Origin of the sequence: Micromonospora sp. NPDC005254, assembly GCF_042872525.1 — a bacterium.
Lineage (GTDB): Bacteria > Actinomycetota > Actinomycetes > Mycobacteriales > Micromonosporaceae > Micromonospora.
In genome coordinates, this window is sequence record NZ_JBIAKM010000001.1 from 656,390 (window position 1) to 673,704 (window position 17,315).

General features: G+C 71.7%; 13 protein-coding genes and 1 pseudogene. 10 read left to right on the top strand and 4 right to left on the bottom strand.

Features of this window, described 5'->3' with window-relative positions; translation table 11 throughout:
- The first annotated feature begins 48 nt into the window (after positions 1-48).
- Positions 49-1,605, top strand: coding sequence for a glutamine-hydrolyzing GMP synthase (gene guaA / locus ACFYPR_RS03180; protein ID WP_354855362.1), 1,557 nt, complete (start codon positions 49-51; stop codon positions 1,603-1,605).
- Between the two features lie 7 nt (positions 1,606-1,612).
- Here the strand turns inward: guaA and ACFYPR_RS03185 are convergent, their stop codons facing one another.
- Positions 1,613-1,969, bottom strand: a complete 357-nt coding sequence (locus ACFYPR_RS03185) for a PspC domain-containing protein (RefSeq protein ID WP_387258441.1) — start codon at positions 1,967-1,969, stop codon at positions 1,613-1,615.
- A 144-nt stretch (positions 1,970-2,113) separates the two neighbouring features.
- Between ACFYPR_RS03185 and ACFYPR_RS03190 the strand changes: the two genes are divergently transcribed.
- From ACFYPR_RS03190 to ACFYPR_RS03200, 3 genes are all read left to right on the top strand, one after another.
- Positions 2,114-3,064 carry an NUDIX domain-containing protein gene (locus ACFYPR_RS03190; RefSeq protein WP_354855364.1) on the top strand — a complete coding sequence of 317 codons (951 nt, stop codon included), beginning with the start codon at positions 2,114-2,116 and terminating at the stop codon, positions 3,062-3,064.
- A gap of 104 nt (positions 3,065-3,168) precedes the next feature.
- Positions 3,169-4,104 (top strand): NUDIX hydrolase, encoded by a 936-nt coding sequence (locus ACFYPR_RS03195; RefSeq protein ID WP_387258691.1) that lies wholly within the window; start codon positions 3,169-3,171, stop codon positions 4,102-4,104.
- Between the two features lie 347 nt (positions 4,105-4,451).
- Positions 4,452-5,387, top strand: coding sequence for a CDP-alcohol phosphatidyltransferase family protein (locus ACFYPR_RS03200; RefSeq protein ID WP_387258443.1), 936 nt, complete (start codon positions 4,452-4,454; stop codon positions 5,385-5,387).
- A 57-nt stretch (positions 5,388-5,444) separates the two neighbouring features.
- Here ACFYPR_RS03200 and ACFYPR_RS03205 read toward each other — a convergent pair whose 3' ends face one another.
- The 3 genes and pseudogenes from ACFYPR_RS03205 to ACFYPR_RS03215 all read right to left on the bottom strand — a co-directional run bounded on the left by ACFYPR_RS03205 (position 5,445) and on the right by ACFYPR_RS03215 (position 9,507).
- Positions 5,445-6,698, bottom strand: a complete 1,254-nt coding sequence (locus tag ACFYPR_RS03205) for a phosphatidylserine decarboxylase (protein ID WP_354855367.1) — start codon at positions 6,696-6,698, stop codon at positions 5,445-5,447.
- A gap of 652 nt (positions 6,699-7,350) precedes the next feature.
- Positions 7,351-7,534, bottom strand: a pseudogene (locus ACFYPR_RS03210) (hypothetical protein); the annotation flags it as partial.
- Positions 7,531-9,507: a PspC domain-containing protein gene (locus ACFYPR_RS03215; protein WP_387258445.1), complete on the bottom strand. Its 1,977-nt coding sequence runs from the start codon at positions 9,505-9,507 to the stop codon at positions 7,531-7,533. The gene ACFYPR_RS03215 and the pseudogene ACFYPR_RS03210, both read right to left, overlap by 4 nt.
- Before the next feature lie 159 nt (positions 9,508-9,666).
- Between ACFYPR_RS03215 and ACFYPR_RS03220 the strand changes: the two genes are divergently transcribed.
- The 6 genes from ACFYPR_RS03220 to ACFYPR_RS03245 all read left to right on the top strand — a co-directional run bounded on the left by ACFYPR_RS03220 (position 9,667) and on the right by ACFYPR_RS03245 (position 17,309).
- Entirely contained in the window at positions 9,667-10,932 is a 1,266-nt protein-coding gene (locus ACFYPR_RS03220; protein WP_354855369.1) for a PspC domain-containing protein, read from the top strand.
- A gap of 2 nt (positions 10,933-10,934) precedes the next feature.
- Positions 10,935-11,621, top strand: coding sequence for a response regulator transcription factor (locus ACFYPR_RS03225; RefSeq protein ID WP_354855393.1), 687 nt, complete (start codon positions 10,935-10,937; stop codon positions 11,619-11,621).
- 190 nt (positions 11,622-11,811) lie between these two features.
- Positions 11,812-12,975 (top strand): thioester domain-containing protein, encoded by a 1,164-nt coding sequence (locus ACFYPR_RS03230; RefSeq protein ID WP_387258447.1) that lies wholly within the window; start codon positions 11,812-11,814, stop codon positions 12,973-12,975.
- A 665-nt stretch (positions 12,976-13,640) separates the two neighbouring features.
- A complete protein-coding gene (locus tag ACFYPR_RS03235) occupies positions 13,641-15,281 on the top strand; it encodes an ABC transporter substrate-binding protein (protein ID WP_387258448.1) in 1,641 nt (546 codons plus the stop codon).
- A gap of 149 nt (positions 15,282-15,430) precedes the next feature.
- Positions 15,431-16,357 carry an ABC transporter permease gene (locus ACFYPR_RS03240; RefSeq protein ID WP_354855372.1) on the top strand — a complete coding sequence of 309 codons (927 nt, stop codon included), beginning with the start codon at positions 15,431-15,433 and terminating at the stop codon, positions 16,355-16,357.
- Positions 16,350-17,309 carry an ABC transporter permease gene (locus tag ACFYPR_RS03245; protein WP_355068473.1) on the top strand — a complete coding sequence of 320 codons (960 nt, stop codon included), beginning with the start codon at positions 16,350-16,352 and terminating at the stop codon, positions 17,307-17,309. The genes ACFYPR_RS03240 and ACFYPR_RS03245 overlap by 8 nt, the downstream gene beginning before the upstream one ends.
- Positions 17,310-17,315: the final 6 nt, after the last annotated feature.

Below are 17,315 nucleotides of genomic sequence, written 5' to 3' on the forward strand. Positions count from 1 at the left end.
GCGAGCCGGTGCCGGGGACGGCGGTGACTGTCGGTAGGCTTTGTGCACATGAGCCTGCCTCGCCCTGTCCTCGTGGTGGACTTCGGAGCCCAGTACGCCCAGCTCATCGCGCGCCGGGTCCGCGAGGCGAAGGTCTACTCCGAGATCGTGCCGCACTCGATGCCGGTCGCCGAGATGCTGGCGAAGAACCCGGCCGCGATCATCCTCTCCGGCGGTCCGGCCAGCGTGTACGCGCCGGACGCCCCGCAGATCGACGCCGGCGTGTTCACGGCCGACGTGCCGGTCTTCGGCATCTGCTACGGCTTCCAGGCGATGGCCCAGGCGCTCGGCGGCACCGTCGCGCGGACGGGCAACCGCGAGTACGGCGGCACGCCGCTGCGCCCCCGCCTCCTCGAGCCGGGTGTGCTGCTGCGCGACCTGCCGGCGGACCTGCCGGTCTGGATGAGCCACGGCGACTGCGTCACCGAGGCCCCCGAGGGCTTCACGGTCACCGCCGAGTCGGCGGGCGCGCCGGTGGCGGCCTTCGAGGACGTGGCCGGGCGCCGGGCCGGCGTGCAGTTCCACCCGGAGGTCGGGCACACGGCGCACGGTCAGGAGATGCTGACCCGCTTCCTGTACGACATCGCCGGCATCGAGCCGACCTGGACGCCCGAGAACATCATCGACGAGCAGGTCGCCCGGATCCGCGCCCAGGTCGGTGACAAGGAGGTCATCTGCGGCCTCTCCGGCGGGGTGGACTCGGCGGTCGCCGCCGCGCTGGTGCACAGGGCGGTCGGTGACCAGCTCACCTGCGTCTTCGTCGACCACGGTCTGCTGCGGGCGGGCGAGGCCGAGCAGGTCGAGAAGGACTACGTGGCGGCCACCGGCATCAAGCTGAAGGTGGTCGACGCCGCCGACCGGTTCCTCGGCGCGCTGGCCGGGGTGACCGATCCGGAGCAGAAGCGCAAGATCATTGGCCGGGAGTTCATCCGGGTCTTCGAGGCCGCCGCCCGTGAGATCGCCTCGCACGGCGACGTGGAGTTCCTGGTCCAGGGCACCCTCTACCCGGACGTGGTGGAGTCCGGCGGCGGCACCGGCACCGCCAACATCAAGAGTCACCACAACGTCGGCGGCCTGCCGGAGGACCTGAAGTTCGCCCTGGTCGAGCCGCTGCGCACCCTCTTCAAGGACGAGGTCCGGGCGCTCGGCCTCCAGCTGGGCCTGCCCGAGGCGATGGTCTGGCGGCACCCGTTCCCCGGCCCCGGCCTGGCCATCCGGATCATCGGCGCCGTCGACCGCGAGCGCCTCGACCTGCTGCGTCGCGCCGATCTGATCGCCCGCGAGGAGCTGACCGCCGCGGGCCTGGACCGGGGTGTCTGGCAGTTCCCCGTGGTGCTGCTCGCCGACGTGCGCAGCGTCGGCGTGCAGGGTGACGGGCGCAGCTACGGGCATCCCGTGGTGCTGCGCCCGGTCTCCAGCGAGGACGCGATGACCGCCGACTGGTCCCGGCTGCCCTACGACGTGGTGGCCCGGATCTCCACCCGGATCACCAACGAGGTCGCCGAGGTCAACCGTGTGGTGCTGGACGTGACCAGCAAGCCGCCGGGCACCATCGAGTGGGAGTGACCGCGGCTCACGCGGCCGGCGGCGTGTGGGACGGGGTCGTCGGCGGGTAGGGCGGCGTCGGCGCGTACCCCGGCTGCGGTCCGCCGGGCGCGGGCCCGGCGGTGGGCTGCGGCGCGGCGCCCGCCGGGTGCGGCCAGGCCGGCGCGTCGGTGGGCTCCTCGGGCATCAGGAACCACATGATGGGGTACGCGAACAGCGCGAGCCCGCCGGTGAGCAGGCCGGTGACCGCGAAGGCCACGCGGACCACTGTGGGGTCGACGTCGAAGTAGCGGCCGAGGCCGCTGGCGACCCCCGCCACCATGCGGTCGGTGGTGGGTCGCCGGAGCTGCTTGTACGGGGCGTGCGGAGCGGCGGTGGATGTCATGTCTCCACGGTCCGCGCCGGTGCCCGGCCCGCCCTCGGTGACCGCCCGGATCCTTACCCTGACCGATCCCTGAGCGGGTAGCAAAGAGTCAGGAATCCGACTCTTTTCCGTCCCGGTAACCCGTCCCGGGGAGAATTTGGTCCCGTGACCACCTTGCTGGAGCCGCTTCGCAGGATCGCGGCATACGCAGTTTGTGCTGATTCAGACGGCCGAGTGTTGCTGGTCCGCGCATCGGAGCGCTCCGGCACCCCCGGCACCTGGTCGCTGCCGGGCGGAGCGGTCGACCACGGTGAGGACCCGAACCACACAGTCGTCCGCGAGACCGCCGCCGAGACGGGCCTCTCGGTCGCCGTCTCGGGCCTGGCCGACGTGCTCGCCGACATGCGGGCGCTGCCCGAGCGCGGCATCACCATCCACACCGACCGGCTGATCTACCGGGTGGCGGTGCGGGGCGGCACCCTCGCCGACCGGGTCGGCGAACGCCCCACCGACCTGGCCCGGTGGTACACGCTCGACGAGGCCCGCGAGTTGCCGCTGCGCTCGTTCACGGCCCGCGCCCTCGGCCTGCCCGCCTCCTCGGCCGACGTGGTGCCCGACGAGGTGCCCGAGTTCCCCTCCTTCTACGCGGTGCCCGGCCCGGACGGGCTGCACCGGGCGCAGCGCTTCGCCGCGTACGCCGTGTGCACCGACCCGGCCGGTCGGGTGCTGCTCACCCGGATCTCCGACGGCTACCCCGGGGCCGGCTGCTGGCACCTGCCCGGCGGCGGCACCGACTACGGCGAGCAGCCCGGCGCGGCGCTCATCCGGGAGTTGGTGGAGGAGACCGGCCAGTCCGGCCGCCTCGTCGAGCTGCTGGGTGTGGCGAGCCACCGCGACGCCGCCTCGCTCGGCCCGGAGGGCTACCCGATCGACTGGCACGGCGTCCGCGCCTTCTACCGGGTCGTCGTCGACGAGCCCAACGCGCCGACGATCACCGACGTCGGTGGCTCCACCTGCGAGGCCCGTTGGTTCGCCCGCGAGGAACTGGGCGCCCTCCCGACCGACCGCCTGACCGAGGTGACCGCAGAAGCAGTCCAAGCAGCCCAACTAACCTAACCCCCACCCCCACCCCCACCCCCACCCCCACGCCCCCGGCCTCCCTCGTCGCGGCGATCATGAAGTTATTGTCGGGACACGCCGGGATGGGCGGCGATAACTTCATGATCACCGGCCTGGAGGCGGGTGCGGGGAGCGGGGGCCTGGTTGTGGAGCTGGTGCGGCGGGTTGCGGCTTATGGTCTGTTGTCGGCCTCGGGGCGAGTTCTGGTTGTTCGGGGGGCTGTGGGGGCGGTGTGGTCGCTGCCTGGGGGGCCGGTCGCGCACGCCGAGCATCCTGAGCGTGCGGTCGTGCGCGCGGTGGGCGAGCAGACCGGGCTGACCCTGTCGGTGGGCCGGTTGCGGGCCGTGGTCGCGGACGTCAGCACCCTCGCGCAGGACGGTGTCTCGCTGCACACCGACCGGTTGCTGTTCGAGATGACCGTTGACGGCGATGCGCCGGGCGACACCGGAGACGGCACGATCGTGGCCCGCTGGGTCAGCCCCGAGGACGCGGCCCGGCTGCCGTTGACGCCGTTCAGCGCCGAACTGCTCGGACTGCCGGTCACCCCGCTCCCGGCCGACGCGCACCCGTCCGCCGAGCCGCTCCCGCCGCCGCACCCGGATCGCCGGCTGCGCTTCGGGGCGTACGGGCTGGTCACCGACCCGGCCGGGCGGGTCCTGCTCACCCAGATCGCCGACGGCTATCCCGGGGCCGGCAAGTGGCACCTGCCCGGCGGTGGCACCGATCACGGCGAGCAGCCGACCACCGGGCTGCTCCGTGAGCTGGTCGAGGAGGGCGGTCAGGTGGGCCGGGTGGTGGAGCTGCTCGGCGTGGACAACCTGCACAACCCGGCCGCGCTCGGCCCGGAGGGCCGTCCGCTGGACTGGCACGGCGTCCGGGTGATCTATCGGGTGCTCGTGGACGTACCCACTGACGCGGTGGTGACCGAGTCCGCCGGTGGCTCGACCGCCCGGGCGGGCTGGTTCACCATCGCCGAGACAGCTGACCTGCTGCTGACCGGCATCGCTGCCTCGGCAATCGGACAGCTGGGTCGATAGCACCCGGCTCGGCGAGCCGAGATGGTGACCCTCCGGTACAGTCAGAGACGGGAATGGTGGAGGAAACGGGCGATGAGGCCCGGGATGGGAATAACAAGGCGGTTCGCGCGGTTTGCACCAGATATAAGTACCGCCGGCAGCTATCGCCAAGCCACGTTCCCCTATGCGATGGTGTACTCCGCAAAACGGCTGCCGGGCCACGCAAGGTCCGGCACGAGACAGCCGGACATCCGCCCCAAACGGCGGTAAGCCGATCCGGTGATGGAGGAAACGTGCCGAGAGCCCCATGGCGCCGGCGTCGTACGACTGACAGTCCGCGCCCCGCAGGGCGTCGCTGGGCGGGCCCGTTGCGCCGCAGCAGCACGTTCGCCCGCCAGGTGCTGCTGGTCCGGGTGGGTCGCCGTGACGGCGACCTGCGGACCACCGACGTGACACTGCCCGAGCACCGGTACGCCGACCGCCAGCGCCGCCGTTACGGCCTGGACCGGCTCGGCCGTCCGTCGCTCGGCGTCAACCGGGCCGAGGTCGAGGCGGTCATGCCGGTCAGCCCGGCGCTGCCGCCGATGGCGCACGCCGACGAGGCGTCCCGGTCGATCCCACTGCTGCCCGGCGAGCACACCGTCGCCCGCCGGATGAAGTTCGGCCTGGTCAACGCCTGCACCCTGGCCAGCCTCATGCTCGGCATGCTGGCCATCTTCCTCGCCATGCAGGGCGAGGTGCGCATCGCCGCCCTCTGCCTGATCGCCTGCGTCGGCTTCGACGGCCTCGACGGCGCGTTGGCGCGCCGGCTCGGCGTCGCCAGCCCGTTCGGCGCTCAGATGGACTCGCTGGCCGACATGTGCTCGTTCGGCCTCGCCGCGCCGGTGGTGGTCTACGCCTCGCTCGCCGGCTCCGTGTCGACGGCTGCGGCCGCGGTGGCCTGCGCCCTGGTCGCGGCGTGTGCGGCGATCCGGCTGGCCCGCTTCAACGTCTCGCCGAAGGACGGCCGCTTCTTCTGCGGTGTCCCCACCACCATGGCCGCGGCCGTGCTCGCCGTGACCGTGGCGATCGGCCTGCCGGTGCCCGGCCTGGTGCTGGTCGCCGGGGTGGCACTGCTCGCCTTCGCGATGGTGTCCAGCTTCCCGTACGCCAAGCTCGCGCGCCTGGTGAAGCTGCCGCCGTGGCTCTGGCTGGCCCCGGTGCTCGGCGCGCTCGTCGACATCCGGCTCACGTTCGCCCTGATCGTGGTGGGCTACCTGGTCAGCGGGCCGGTGCTCTGGCTGCGCCAGCGTCGTACCGCCTGATCCGACACACGAAAAGGGGCGCCGCGGACAGCGGCGCCCCTTTTTCGCGTCTTGGCGTCAGCGCCAGCGGGCGATGACTGTGGAGCCGCCGACCACCTTGTCGCCCGGCCCCACCAGCGGGTCCGCGGCCTCGGCCGGCAGGTAGACGTCGGTCCGCGAGCCGAACCGGATGAGCCCGAAGCGCTCCCCCTTCGCCAGCAGCGCGCCGATCGGCGCGCGCTGCACGATGCGGCGGGCGATCAGGCCGGTCCGCTGCGCGACCACCACCGTGCCACGGCTGGTGTCCAGGACGGTGTACGCGGCGACGTTGTGCTCGGCGTCCGGCTTCATCGCGTTGACGAAGCCGCCGTCGGCGACGAAGTAGTCCACGACCTTGCCGGCGACCGGAGCCCGGTTGACGTGCACGTCCAGCACGGAGAGGAAGACCGCGACGCGCAGCCACTCACCGTCGCCGAAACGCTCGTCGTGCAGGCGCTGCACCGACAGGACCTTGCCGTCCGCGCTGGCCACCACGGCGTTCGGGTCCTCCGGGACGTCCCGCTGGGGATCGCGGAAGAACGCGGCGACCGGCCCGGCGGCCAGCGCCGGCAGCAGCCACAACTTGGACGACGGACGCGCCACCCGGGCCAGCGCCGCCAGACCCAGTGTGATGCCCGCCGCGGCCACCCCGTTGGAGTCGATGTGCATTCCCCGGGTCAGCGGCACGCTCGACGGCCGGTACGCCGGGGCCAACCGGTCGGCCGTGGCCGGGCTGGCCGGGGTGAACCGGAGCCGGTAGACCCGTACCGGCGGTGTGTTCCGCAGCACCAGGTCCCCGCCGACGCCGTAGAGGGCGTCCTGCCGGGCCAGCTCGCTGGCCGCGCCGGTCGTCCGGCCCGGCGTCGCGGTGGTCGCCACGCTCAGCACCCCGCCCTCGGTCAGGTACTTGGACAACCCGTCGATGCCGCTCCGGGTCTCCTCGGCGGTGCCGATGAACGCCTCGCCGGCGATGACCACGGCGGCGGCCTCGGCGTCGGCGAGCGAGTCGACCACGCGTACGCGGTCGGCGACCCACCGGCCCTGGGCGGTGACGTGCTCGCGGAGCACGGGGGCGCCGGACGAGTCGGCGGGCACCACGGTGAGCTGGTCACCGGGGAGCAACGCCTCGATGGCCGCGGCCAGCACCGCGGACTCCGGGCTCGCGCCGACCAGCAGGGCGGCCTTCGGGTCGTTCATCCGGGCCAGCTCGGTGACGAGGGTACGGGCGGCTCGCTCGCCGATGCGGACCGGACCGGACCGGCCGGTGGTACGCACGGCGGGGGACTGCGTCATGTCGGGCGGGCTCCTGACGGGGTAGAGACGGGAATCGCGGCGGGGCCGCCATGGCGGGGGCGGGCCGGCCGGCGGAGGCGAGATCTCCACCGGTCAGCATATGCGCCTGCCCGCGCCGGCCGCACCGCCGTGGAGCTGGTGCGGGCCGGCGCGGGCAGGTGGCCGGGTCAGGATTCCCGCCGTCGGCCCTCCCGCTCGTCCGCCGGATCGTCGCCGGTCGCCGTGCTCGGGTGGTCGGGCCGGGGCTGCTCGTCGGCCCCGTCGCCGGGCCGGTCGGAGACCGGCGCCGCCTGCGACTCCGACGCGACGTGGGCCAGCCAGGCGGGGTGGATGGCGTCCGCCGACGCCTCCGGTGCCCGGATCTCGGCGGTCGACGCCTCCGGCAGACGCATCTCGGCGGTCGGCGCCTCCGGTGCCCGCAGGGCCACGGTGGGTGCCTCTGGCGCCGGTCCCGGCAGGGGAGCGTCCCAGGTGGAGTGTTCGGCGGTCCAGGCCGGAAGGCCCGCGCCGGAGGTCGGGGCGGGCACCCCGGAGGTCGGCACGCCGGGCTCGGCGGCGCCCGTGACCGGCCCGGACGCCGAGGTCGGCGTGCCGGGCTGCTGGGCCGCGATGGTGGCCGGGTCGGCGACGTCGTTCGGCTCCGGGCGGCCGGAGCGGCCGGAGCGCAACGCGCCGACCAGACCGAAGATCCCGATCAGGATCAGCGCGCCGGCCAGGAACCAGCCGACCGGCGGCAGCGCGAGCCCGAGCAGTTGGGCGAGCAGCCACCAGGCCGACAACGCCAGGAACACCAGCCCGAAGGCGAACGAGAGCAGGTCCGTACGGTGAGCCTTCACCGGGTCACCTCCAGGTTGCCGGCATTGACGTGGATGTACAGGCGCAGCTTCCCGCCGCCGGGACCGTCCGCGCCCAGGTCGGTGGACTCCCGCAGGCGGCCGTCGATCCCGCCGGAACGGTTGCCGAAGATGGTGGCGTCGCCGGCGTTGACGTCGGCCACGGTGGTCACGTCCACGTTCGGCGGTACGACAACCGTCGCCTGCCCGAAGTTGATCGCGACGGTCACCTCGCTGTCCTGCTTCGTGAAGTCGATGCCCCGCAGGTCGAGCACGGCGTCACCGAAGCTGTTCTCGTACCGGTTGGCGAGGTCGCGGTAGTCGGTGGGCGCCCAGGTGACCGCGCCGTCCACGCCACGGATGCGGTCGTAGGACTCGGCGACCGTGGCGGTTCCCAGAGCCGCGGCGGTCACCAGGCCGAGCGCGATCAGCCAGCGGGCCCGACCGAACCAGGTGCCGACCAGCAGCCCCAGCCCGATCGTGGCCAACGCGGCCGCGAAGTACGCCGAGGCGCCGACGGCGAAGACGTCCAGCAGGTCGAGCAGGGCGACCACGCCGAGGGCCAGGAAGATCAGCGAGAAGGTCACCGCGCCGAGCGGTGAACGCTCCCGGGGCCGCTTCGGCGGCTTCGGTGGTTTGGGCGGCGGATACGCGGCCGGGGCCGGCGCGGCGTACGGGCCGTGTGGCGCGAACGGTGGGCGGTACCCGCCCGGCGTCGCCGCGGCCGGGTAACCGGACGGACCGGCGGGCACTGCGGTCACCGGCGCCGACGGCCAGCCGGCGGTGGGGGTGACCTCGGTGGCCGTGCCGCTGCCCGGCCAGCCCTGCTCGGGTGCCGGCCAGGTGGCCTCCTGCGGCCCGGTCGTGGCGCCGGCCGGCTGCCCGGACACCGGCCCCGCCCCGGACGACAGCGCCGCCCCGGACACCGGCTGCGCGCCGACGAACGGCTGCGTGGCGGTGGCCGGCTGGGTGCCGTGGACGGGCGCGGGTGCGCTCGGCCTCTCACCCGGCGCCGCGGCGGCGTACGCCGGAGCGCCACCGGCCAACGGCGCGGTCGCCAGCGGCCCGGTGGACGGCGCCGCGCCGTACGTCGGAGCGGGCCAGGCGACCGGCGGGACCGGCCCGGGTGGCGTACCGGTCGGGGCGGGCGGCACCGGCCCACCCGGGGCGCCGGGCTGTGGTCCACGACTGTCCCGGTTGAGCAGCAACGCGCCGCCGATCAGGATGGCCGCGCCGAGCAGCACCGCGCGGAAGGCGTCGGTGACGATGTAGCCGAAGCTGGCCGCCACCAGGATGCCCAGCACGATCACGGTCACCGGGGACATGCTGGAACGGCCGCGCCCCAGCATCGACTCCACCGGGGATGCCGTGTCGCCCTCGTTCGGGATGATCAGCCAGGCGGCGACGTACACCAGGATGCCGATGCCGCCGAAGAACCCGAGCACCGCGAGCAGCACCCGCCAGAGCACCGGATCGGTGTTGGTGGCTCGTCCGATCGCCGCGCAGACCCCGGCCAGGTAACGGCCGTCGCGCGGTCGGACCAGCCCGTACCGCGAGGTGAAGCCGGTGCCGCCCAGCGGCCCCACGGACGGCCCCGGCCCACCGGGCCCTCCAGGCGTACCCGCGCCCCCGCCGGGCCCGTAGCCCGCACCGGTCGTACCGCCGCCGGGCCCGTAGCCCGCACCGGTCGTACCGGCGGGCCCGTAGCCTGCGCCCGGCGCGAAGCCGGCGCCGGGCGCGTAGCCCGCAGCGGGTCCCTGGCCCGTGCCGGGCGTGTAGCCGGCGCCGGGCGTGTAGCTCGCGCTCGGAGGCTCGTACGCGCCCGGCGTCGGTTCGGCGGTCGGGCCGGTGTCGGCGGGCGGGCCGAACGTGGTGGGCTCGGTCCAGCCGGCGGGGGTCCCGGCTGGTGCGGGCGGTGCTGAACCGCCCGGCTGTGCCGACCCGGGGCGGGGCGGCGGGGCAGCTTCCTCGGTCATGCCTCGATCCTGCTGCCCGCGTCGCCCGAACGACCTCAGGACCCGACCCTGACCCCACCCTGAGATCCGGGCGGCCGGAATGTCGGGGGCGTCCCCGTGGTCGGCGGACGCCGCAGCGTGTGACGATCGGACTCACCGACCTCCGGACAGCCCACCACCGTGACCAGGGAGCCTGCGATCAGCACCGTGACCCCGCCTCCGCGCCTGTACCGCGCCCCCGAGCATCGGATGGCCGCTGGCGTCGCCGCCGGTATCGCCGACCATCTCGGCATCTCGGTGCTGCGCGTGCGGGTCGCGTTCATGGTGCTGCTCGGGCTGAGCGGGCTCGGACTGCTGCTCTACGCGGCCTTCTGGGCGGTGGTGCCGCTGCGCCCCGGTGACACCGCGGTGCCGCCCCGGCGCGACGTGGCCCAGCTCCTGCCGTTCGTCGGGATCGGGCTCGGTGTCCTGCTGATCCAGGTGATGGTCTTCGACTCGGTCGGCGCGGCGGGCACCGCCGGTTGGCTGGTGGCCATCATCGCGGTCGGCGCCGGGGTCATCTGGCACCAGTCGGCGCCCGAGCGGCGACGGCGCTGGGGCGACACGATGCCGGTCCCGTGGCTCGGGGCGGTCGTCGAGGAGAGCGACCGGCGGGCCTTCGTCCTCCGGTTCATCGGCGGCGGGGTGCTGGTCGCGGTCGGCATCATCGGTGTCGCGGCGGTCTACTCGCCGGCACAGAACTTCGACGCGGTGATCAACGGGGTGATCTTCGCGCTGGTCGGGTTGGCCGGGGTCGGGGTGGTCACCGCGCCGGTGCTCTGGCGGACGTACAGCCAGCTCCGCGCGGAGCGCGAGGGGCGCATCCGCGAGCAGGAGCGGGCCGAGCTGGCCGCGATGGTGCACGACCAGGTGCTGCACACGCTGGCGCTGATCCAGCGCAACGCCAGCGACGTCAAGACGGTGCAGCGGCTGGCCCGGGGGCAGGAGCGTTCGCTGCGCAACTGGCTCTACAAGCCCACGGCGTCACCGAGCGAGCGCTTCGCGGCCGCCCTGGAGCAGGCCGCCGCCGAGGTCGAGGACACCTTCGCGATCACGGTGGAGACCGTGGTGGTGGGCGACCGGGAGACTGACGAGAAGGTCGGCGCGCTGGTCGCCGCCGCGCGGGAGGCGCTGGTGAACGCGGCCCGGCACGCCGGCGTGCAGACCGTGTCGCTCTACGCCGAGGTGGAGCCCGATCAGGTCAGCGTCTTCGTCCGGGACCGGGGCAAGGGCTTCGATCCGGATACGGTGGAGGACCACCGGCACGGCGTACGCGGTTCGATCATCGGACGGATGAAGCGGCACGGCGGACGGGCCGAGATCCGGTCCGGCCCGGGGGAGGGGACCGAGGTCCGGTTGATCCTGCCGATCTCCCGGGACTCGTCCGCAGCGGAGAGGAACAAATGACCATGGCCGAGCAGCCGATGGAGCACCTCGACCCGGCGACCAGCCGCCCGGAACGCCTGCGGGTTTTCCTGGTCGACGACCACGCGATGTTCCGTGCCGGGGTGCGTGCCGAGCTGGGCGCCCATGTCGAGGTGGTGGGTGAGGCGAGCACGGTGGCCGAGGCGGTCACCCGGATCGCCGCCACCGTCCCGGACGTGGTGCTGCTCGACGTACACATGCCCGACGGCGGTGGCCGCGCCGTGCTGGAGGCGATGCGGCGCAGCCATCCGCAGGTCAAGTTCCTGGCGCTGAGCGTCTCCGACGCGGCGGAGGACGTGATCGGGTTGATCCGGGCCGGCGCCCGGGGGTATGTCACCAAGACCATCTCCCCGGACGAGCTGACCGCGGCGATCCGTCGGGTCGCCGACGGTGACGCGGTGTTCAGCCCCCGGCTCGCCGGGTTCGTGCTGGACGCCTTCGCGGCCCGGCCGGACGCCCCGGTGGCCGACCCCGAGTTGGACCAGCTCACCAACCGGGAGCGGGAGGTGCTGCGCCTGCTCGCCCGGGGGTACGCGTACAAGGAGATCGCCAAGGAGCTGTTCATCTCCATCAAGACGGTGGAGACGCACGTGTCGAACGTGCTGCGCAAGCTCCAGATGTCCAACCGCTACGAACTGTCCCGCTGGGCGGCGGACCGCCGGCTCGTGTGATCTATTCCTCCGCCCCGGCATTTCGGGCAGATGCCACGGATGCCGCCGGGCGGGGCTGACAAACGATCACCCGTCGTCCCATACTGCCCCGGTCCCGTTTCCGCGCGTGGGTGTTGGCATCCCGCGGAGGCGGCGGCTTACGCGTGCCCGCGGTAGCGGGTCACCCCTGGGGGAGAGGTACACAATCTTGATGTTGGGACAACGAGGACGACACTGGGCGCGGGTCGCGTTGGCGGCCGTCGCCGGCGGCGCGCTGGCGCTCGGCGTGGCGGGTGCCGCAGCCGCTGCTCCGGCCACCGGTGTGGCCAAGGTGGTCGATGGCACCGAGGTCACCCTGAAGCTCGACGGCAAGACGCGCACCACGTCTGCGCTCGCTCTGAAGATCGACGGCAAGCTGGTGCCGGCGTTCTGCATCGACTACCACACCAGCGTGAAGCTCGACGGCAAGTACGAGGAGGGCAGCTGGGACGAGTCCGAGGTGCGGAACCTCGGCAAGGTCCAGTGGGTGCTCACCCACGGCTACCCGAACGCCGACTCCACCGCGCTTCTCGCCGCCGCCGGCGTGGAGACGAAGGTCGGTAAGAAGCAGCTGGAGACGCTGCTCTACTTCGGCACCCAGACCGCCGTCTGGCACTTCAGCGACGGCATCGAGCTGGGCGCCTGGGAGAAGGACCTGCAGGCCCGCAACCAGTACGAGGTGATCACGAAGGTCCGTGACTACCTCATCAAGAACGCCACCGACCAGCCGGAGCCGCGTGCCGAGCTGTCCGTCGACCCGGCCAGCGCCACCGCGACGGTCGGCGGCAAGGCCGGTCCGTTCACGGTGAAGGGCCCGGCGGGCGCCATCACCGTGGCGGCCACCGGCGGCACCGCCGTCGACGCCGAGGGCAAGCCGGTCACCACGACCACCAACGGCGGGCAGTTCTGGCTGGCCGCTGAGGCCGCCGGCGCGGTCAACGTGACCCTGACCGCGCAGGACTCGGTCTCCTTCGGCCGGGTGTTCCTGTTCACCGGCGCCAAGAAGGCGCAGAAGCTGATCCTCGGCGGCAGCACCGGCGCCACCGTCACCACCCAGGCGGCGGCCACCTTCACCGCCGTCCCCACGACGCCGCCGACCACCCCGACGGCGACCCCGAGCGGGTCGGCCTCGCCGACCACCCCGTCGGCCACGCCGTCGGACTCGGCGCAGCCGGCCAGCCCGGCCCCGTCCACCTCGCCGGCGAGCAACGGTGGCGGCCTGCCGCTGACCGGTTCGCCGATCGCGGCGGCGGCGACCGCCGGTCTGCTGCTGCTCGCCGCGGGTGCGGTGGCCGTCCTCCTGGTGCGTCGTCGCAAGGTCCGCTTCACCGCCTGATCCATCCCCGCCACACCACCGGCCCCGGCCCCGCCTCCAGGCGGCGCCGGGGCCGGTGTCGTCGCAGCCGCCGCGGTCGCTCTTCGGTGATCAGAAAACCGTCCGCGGCACCCTCGTCCACCCAGCCGGCCATGGTGCCCGTGCAGCCGACGTTGACCTCGTCCGGACGGGTAAAGAAAGTCGAGCCCGCGTTAGACGTCGGACCGCGTGGTCGTCAAGCGAAAAAGCTCACATAAGCCGAGCCTGAGCGGGGCGCGAGCGTCCCAGCAGGTCAGGTACTTCCAGGTCGGAGACACCTGAACTGACCGTTTTGTGATCATTTTTCAAGTATCGGCAACGTGGCGGACAACTAACGGCTTGATAACGGCACCTTCACGAAAGCGGCCAGTGGGTGTCACAGTGGCAGCACCTCACCCTCGGTGTGTGGCACTCCGCACGGCCCACGACCACGGCCTCCGCTGTTTTCCCGGCGGGTTCGTGGCTGTGCCGCCTGCGCAGAGTCGCGTCTCGTCGGGTGAGGGAGCCCGGCGGATCGGAACATCAGGGGTGTCCCCAACTTCCCTGTGGTCCCGACGACCCCCGCCCCGGGGTGGTCGGGCGGTGTCACCCCCAAACGTGCGTGAAACCCACGACGGAACCAGGTTAGAAAGAGGAGGCCCCTCGGAATGAGAGTCTCGAAGCGGGCGACGAGCGCGATCGCGCTCAGCGCGGCTGCCGCGCTTGTCGCGAGCGGTTGCTCGAGCGGTGACGGCGACGGCGACGCCGCCGCCAGCAAGGATGGCGCGATCGTCATCCACGGCGTCCAGCCGGAGAACCCGCTGGTTCCGTCGAACACCACGGAGACCGGCGGTGGCAAGATCATCGACTGGCTGTGGACCGGCCTGGTCGAGTACCCCAACGACGGTGGGGCCCCGCGCAACGCGCTGGCCGAGTCCATCGACACCAAGGACTCCAAGGTCTTCACGATCAAGATCAAGAAGGGTACCAAGTTCCACGACGGTACCGAGGTGAAGGCGAAGAACTTCGTCGACGCCTGGAACTGGGCCGCGTACTCGCCGAACGGCGCGCAGAACGGCTCCTTCTTCTCGGACATCGCGGGCTTCGACAAGACCTACACCGAGGACCCGGACGGCCCGGACGGCCCGCAGAAGGCCCCGACCCCGACGGCCGACAAGCTCTCCGGCCTGAAGGTCATCGACGAGCAGACCTTCGAGGTCACCCTCGCCGCCCCGACCGCGGTCTTCCCGACCAAGCTCGGCTACAGCGCGTTCATGCCGCTGCCGGACGCGTTCTTCACCATGAAGCCCGAGGAGTTCGGCAAGAACCCGATCGGCAACGGCCCGGTGAAGTTCGTGTCGTGGCAGGACAACGTCCTCATCAAGCTGACTCGTTTCGACGACTACAGCCTGCGCGACAAGATGAAGATCAAGGACGTCGACGTCAAGCTGTACCAGGACGAGACGGCGGCCTACGCCGATCTGCTGGCCAACAACCTTGACTTCATGGAGGTTGTCCCCACCTCGGCGCTCGCCGGCGACAAGTGGAAGACCGACCTCGGCGACCGCGGCCTGAACACCGTCACGCCGTCGACCGCGTTCATCGCGTTCCCGATCTACGACAAGCGCTTCCAGAACCCGAAGCTGCGTCGCGCGGTGTCGCTGTCGATCAACCGGCAGGAGATCTCGGACAAGATCTTCTTCGGTACCCGCAAGCCGGCCGACAGCTGGGCGAACCCGCTGACCCCGGGCGCCAAGCCGGGTAACTGCACCGCCTGCAAGTTCGACCCGACCACGGCCAAGCAGCTGCTGACCGAGGCCGGCGGCTTCACCGGTGAGATGGTCTTCTACTACAACTCGGACTCCAGCCACAAGGACTGGATGGACGCGGTTGCGCAGCAGGTCAAGACCAACCTCGGCATCGACGCGCGGGCCGAGGGCATCCCGACCTTCGCGGTGTTCCGCCAGAACATCAACGCCCACAAGATGACCGGCCCGTACCGTGCCGCCTGGCAGCAGGACTACCCGGACGTGGAGAACTGGGTCAACCCGCTCTACGTCAAGGGTGGCTCGTCCAACGACGGCCTGTACAGCAACCCCCAGGTCGACACCCTGGCCAAGCAGGCCAGCGCCGCGCCGAGCCTGGAGGCCTCGCACGAGGCGTTCGCCAAGGCCGTCGAGGTTGTCGACCAGGACGTCCCGAGCATCCCGGTCTACTTCTACGGCCAGCAGTCCGGCCACTCGGAGAAGATCAAGAAGCTCGAGCTGAACAACGTCGGCGAACTCGACATCACCTCGGTCGAGCTCTGATCCGAACGGTCTGACCCCGGGTCGGGCTCGCCACATCCGGTGAGCCCGACCCGGGGCCGTTCCGCGAGTGGGTGCCACAGCACTCCACTCGCCACGTTGTCACCACCGTGTCGGCCGTCCGACGCGCCCCCTGTCTGGAGGACCACCCCATGGGCCGTTATCTGTTGAGACGGCTGCTCCAACTCGTGCCGGTCTTCATCGGCTCGACCTTCCTGATCTACTGGCTCGTCTGGTCCGTCCCGGGCGACCCGTTCGCCGGCAAGTGCGGCGAGCGCCGCTGCCCGGACCAGTACGTCGCGTACATGACCGAGAAGTACCACCTGGACCAGAACGTCTTCGTGCAGTACGGCAACTACATGAAGAACCTGCTCCAGGGCGACTTCGGCCAGACGTTCTCGCAGCGCGACATCGGCGGCATCATCGCCACGGCGTACCCGAACACGCTCAAGCTGGCCCTGGTCGCGCTCGCCATCGAGGCCGTGATCGGCCTCGGCGCCGGCATCCTGACCGGTCTGCGCCGCAACGGCTTCCTGGACAACCTGGTCCTCGTCTCGACCCTCTTCCTGCTCGCGCTGCCGGTGTTCGTCGTCGGCTTCGTGCTGCAGTGGCTGCTGGGTGTGCAGTGGGGCATCGTCAAGCCGACCGTCTCGTCCGAGATGCGATTCTCCGAGCTGATCGTGCCGGGCTTCGTGCTCGGTAGCGCGTCGGTGGCGTACATCGCCCGGGTGGCCCGAACGAGCATCGCGGAGAACCGCCGTGCCGACTACGTGCGCACCGCCATCGCCAAGGGCCTGCCGATGCGCCGGGTCGTGGGTGTGCACCTGCTGCGCAACTCGCTCATTCCGGTCGTCACCCTGCTCGGCACCGACCTCGGCGCCCTGATGGGCGGTGCGATCGTCACCGAGGGCATCTTCGGCATCAACGGAATCGGCCGCGAGGTCTACCGCGCGATCGTCACCAAGGAAAGCGCTACCGTGGTTGGCATCGTGGTCGTACTGGTGGTCGTCTATCTGCTGATGAACCTGTTGGTCGACCTGCTCTACGCCGCCCTGGACCCGAGGATCCGTTATGAGTGACCCAAGCACCGCATCGATTGTCAGCACCCCTCCCGCACAGGTGACGGACACCCCGGCCACCTCCGGGCCGCAGGGCAACGAGAAGCCGCGTGGTCTGCTCGGTGACGCCTGGCGGGACCTGCGCCGTAAGCCGCTGTTCTGGATCTCGACGACGATCATCGTCATCTTCCTGTTGATGGCGGCCTTCCCGTCGCTGTTCGCCCCGGGCGACGCGGTCAACGGATCGCTGTCGCGCAGCCTCAACAAGGCGTCCGGCAACGCGTGGTTCGGGTACGACCTGCAGGGCCGGGACGTCTACGCCCGGGTCATCTACGGCGCGCGTGCCTCCATCGTGGTCGCCGTGCTCTCCGTGGTCGGCACCCTGCTGATCGGTGGTGCCATGGGCATCATCTCCGGATACCTCGGTGGCTGGGTCGACACGATTCTCAGCCGGGTCGCGGACGTGTTCTTCGGAGTGCCGTTCGTGCTCGGCGCGATCGTCATCCTGACCACGTTCAACGGTTCGGGCAGCAGCAACAGCAAGGCCGAGATCATGGGCCTGGTGATCATCTCGCTGATCGTGCTGAGCTGGCCGGTCGTGATGCGGTTGATGCGTTCCTCGGTGCTCTCCACCAAGGAGGCCGACTACATCGTGGCGGCGCGTGCGCTGGGTGCCGGCAGCGGCCGGATCATCCTCAAGCACCTGCTGCCGAACTGCCTGGCCCCACTGCTGGTCTACGGCACGATCATGGTCGGCTCGTTCATCGGCGCCGAGGCAACCCTGTCGTTCCTGGGTGTCGGCCTGAAGTCGCCGGTGGTGTCCTGGGGCATCATGATCAGCGAGGGTAAGGATTTCATCCGGGTCGCGCCGGGGCTCGTGTTCTTCCCCGCCGCATTCCTCGTCGCCGCGGTGCTGAGCTTCGTGATGCTCGGTGAAGCGGTCCGCGAGGCTCTCGATCCGAAACTCCGCTAGGGGAGA

Bases quoted from the DNA above. Each gene is read 5' to 3' on its own strand.
- guaA (WP_354855362.1), top strand. From the start codon at position 49: ATGAGCCTGCCTCGCCCTGTCCTCGTGGTGGACTTCGGAGCCCAGTAC.
- ACFYPR_RS03185 (WP_387258441.1), bottom strand. From the start codon at position 1,969: ATGACATCCACCGCCGCTCCGCACGCCCCGTACAAGCAGCTCCGGCGA.
- ACFYPR_RS03195 (WP_387258691.1), top strand. From the start codon at position 3,169: ATGATCACCGGCCTGGAGGCGGGTGCGGGGAGCGGGGGCCTGGTTGTG.
- ACFYPR_RS03205 (WP_354855367.1), bottom strand. From the start codon at position 6,698: ATGACGCAGTCCCCCGCCGTGCGTACCACCGGCCGGTCCGGTCCGGTC.
- ACFYPR_RS03215 (WP_387258445.1), bottom strand. From the start codon at position 9,507: ATGACCGAGGAAGCTGCCCCGCCGCCCCGCCCCGGGTCGGCACAGCCG.
- ACFYPR_RS03225 (WP_354855393.1), top strand. From the start codon at position 10,935: ATGGCCGAGCAGCCGATGGAGCACCTCGACCCGGCGACCAGCCGCCCG.
- ACFYPR_RS03230 (WP_387258447.1), top strand. From the start codon at position 11,812: ATGTTGGGACAACGAGGACGACACTGGGCGCGGGTCGCGTTGGCGGCC.
- ACFYPR_RS03235 (WP_387258448.1), top strand. From the start codon at position 13,641: ATGAGAGTCTCGAAGCGGGCGACGAGCGCGATCGCGCTCAGCGCGGCT.
- ACFYPR_RS03240 (WP_354855372.1), top strand. From the start codon at position 15,431: ATGGGCCGTTATCTGTTGAGACGGCTGCTCCAACTCGTGCCGGTCTTC.
- ACFYPR_RS03245 (WP_355068473.1), top strand. From the start codon at position 16,350: ATGAGTGACCCAAGCACCGCATCGATTGTCAGCACCCCTCCCGCACAG.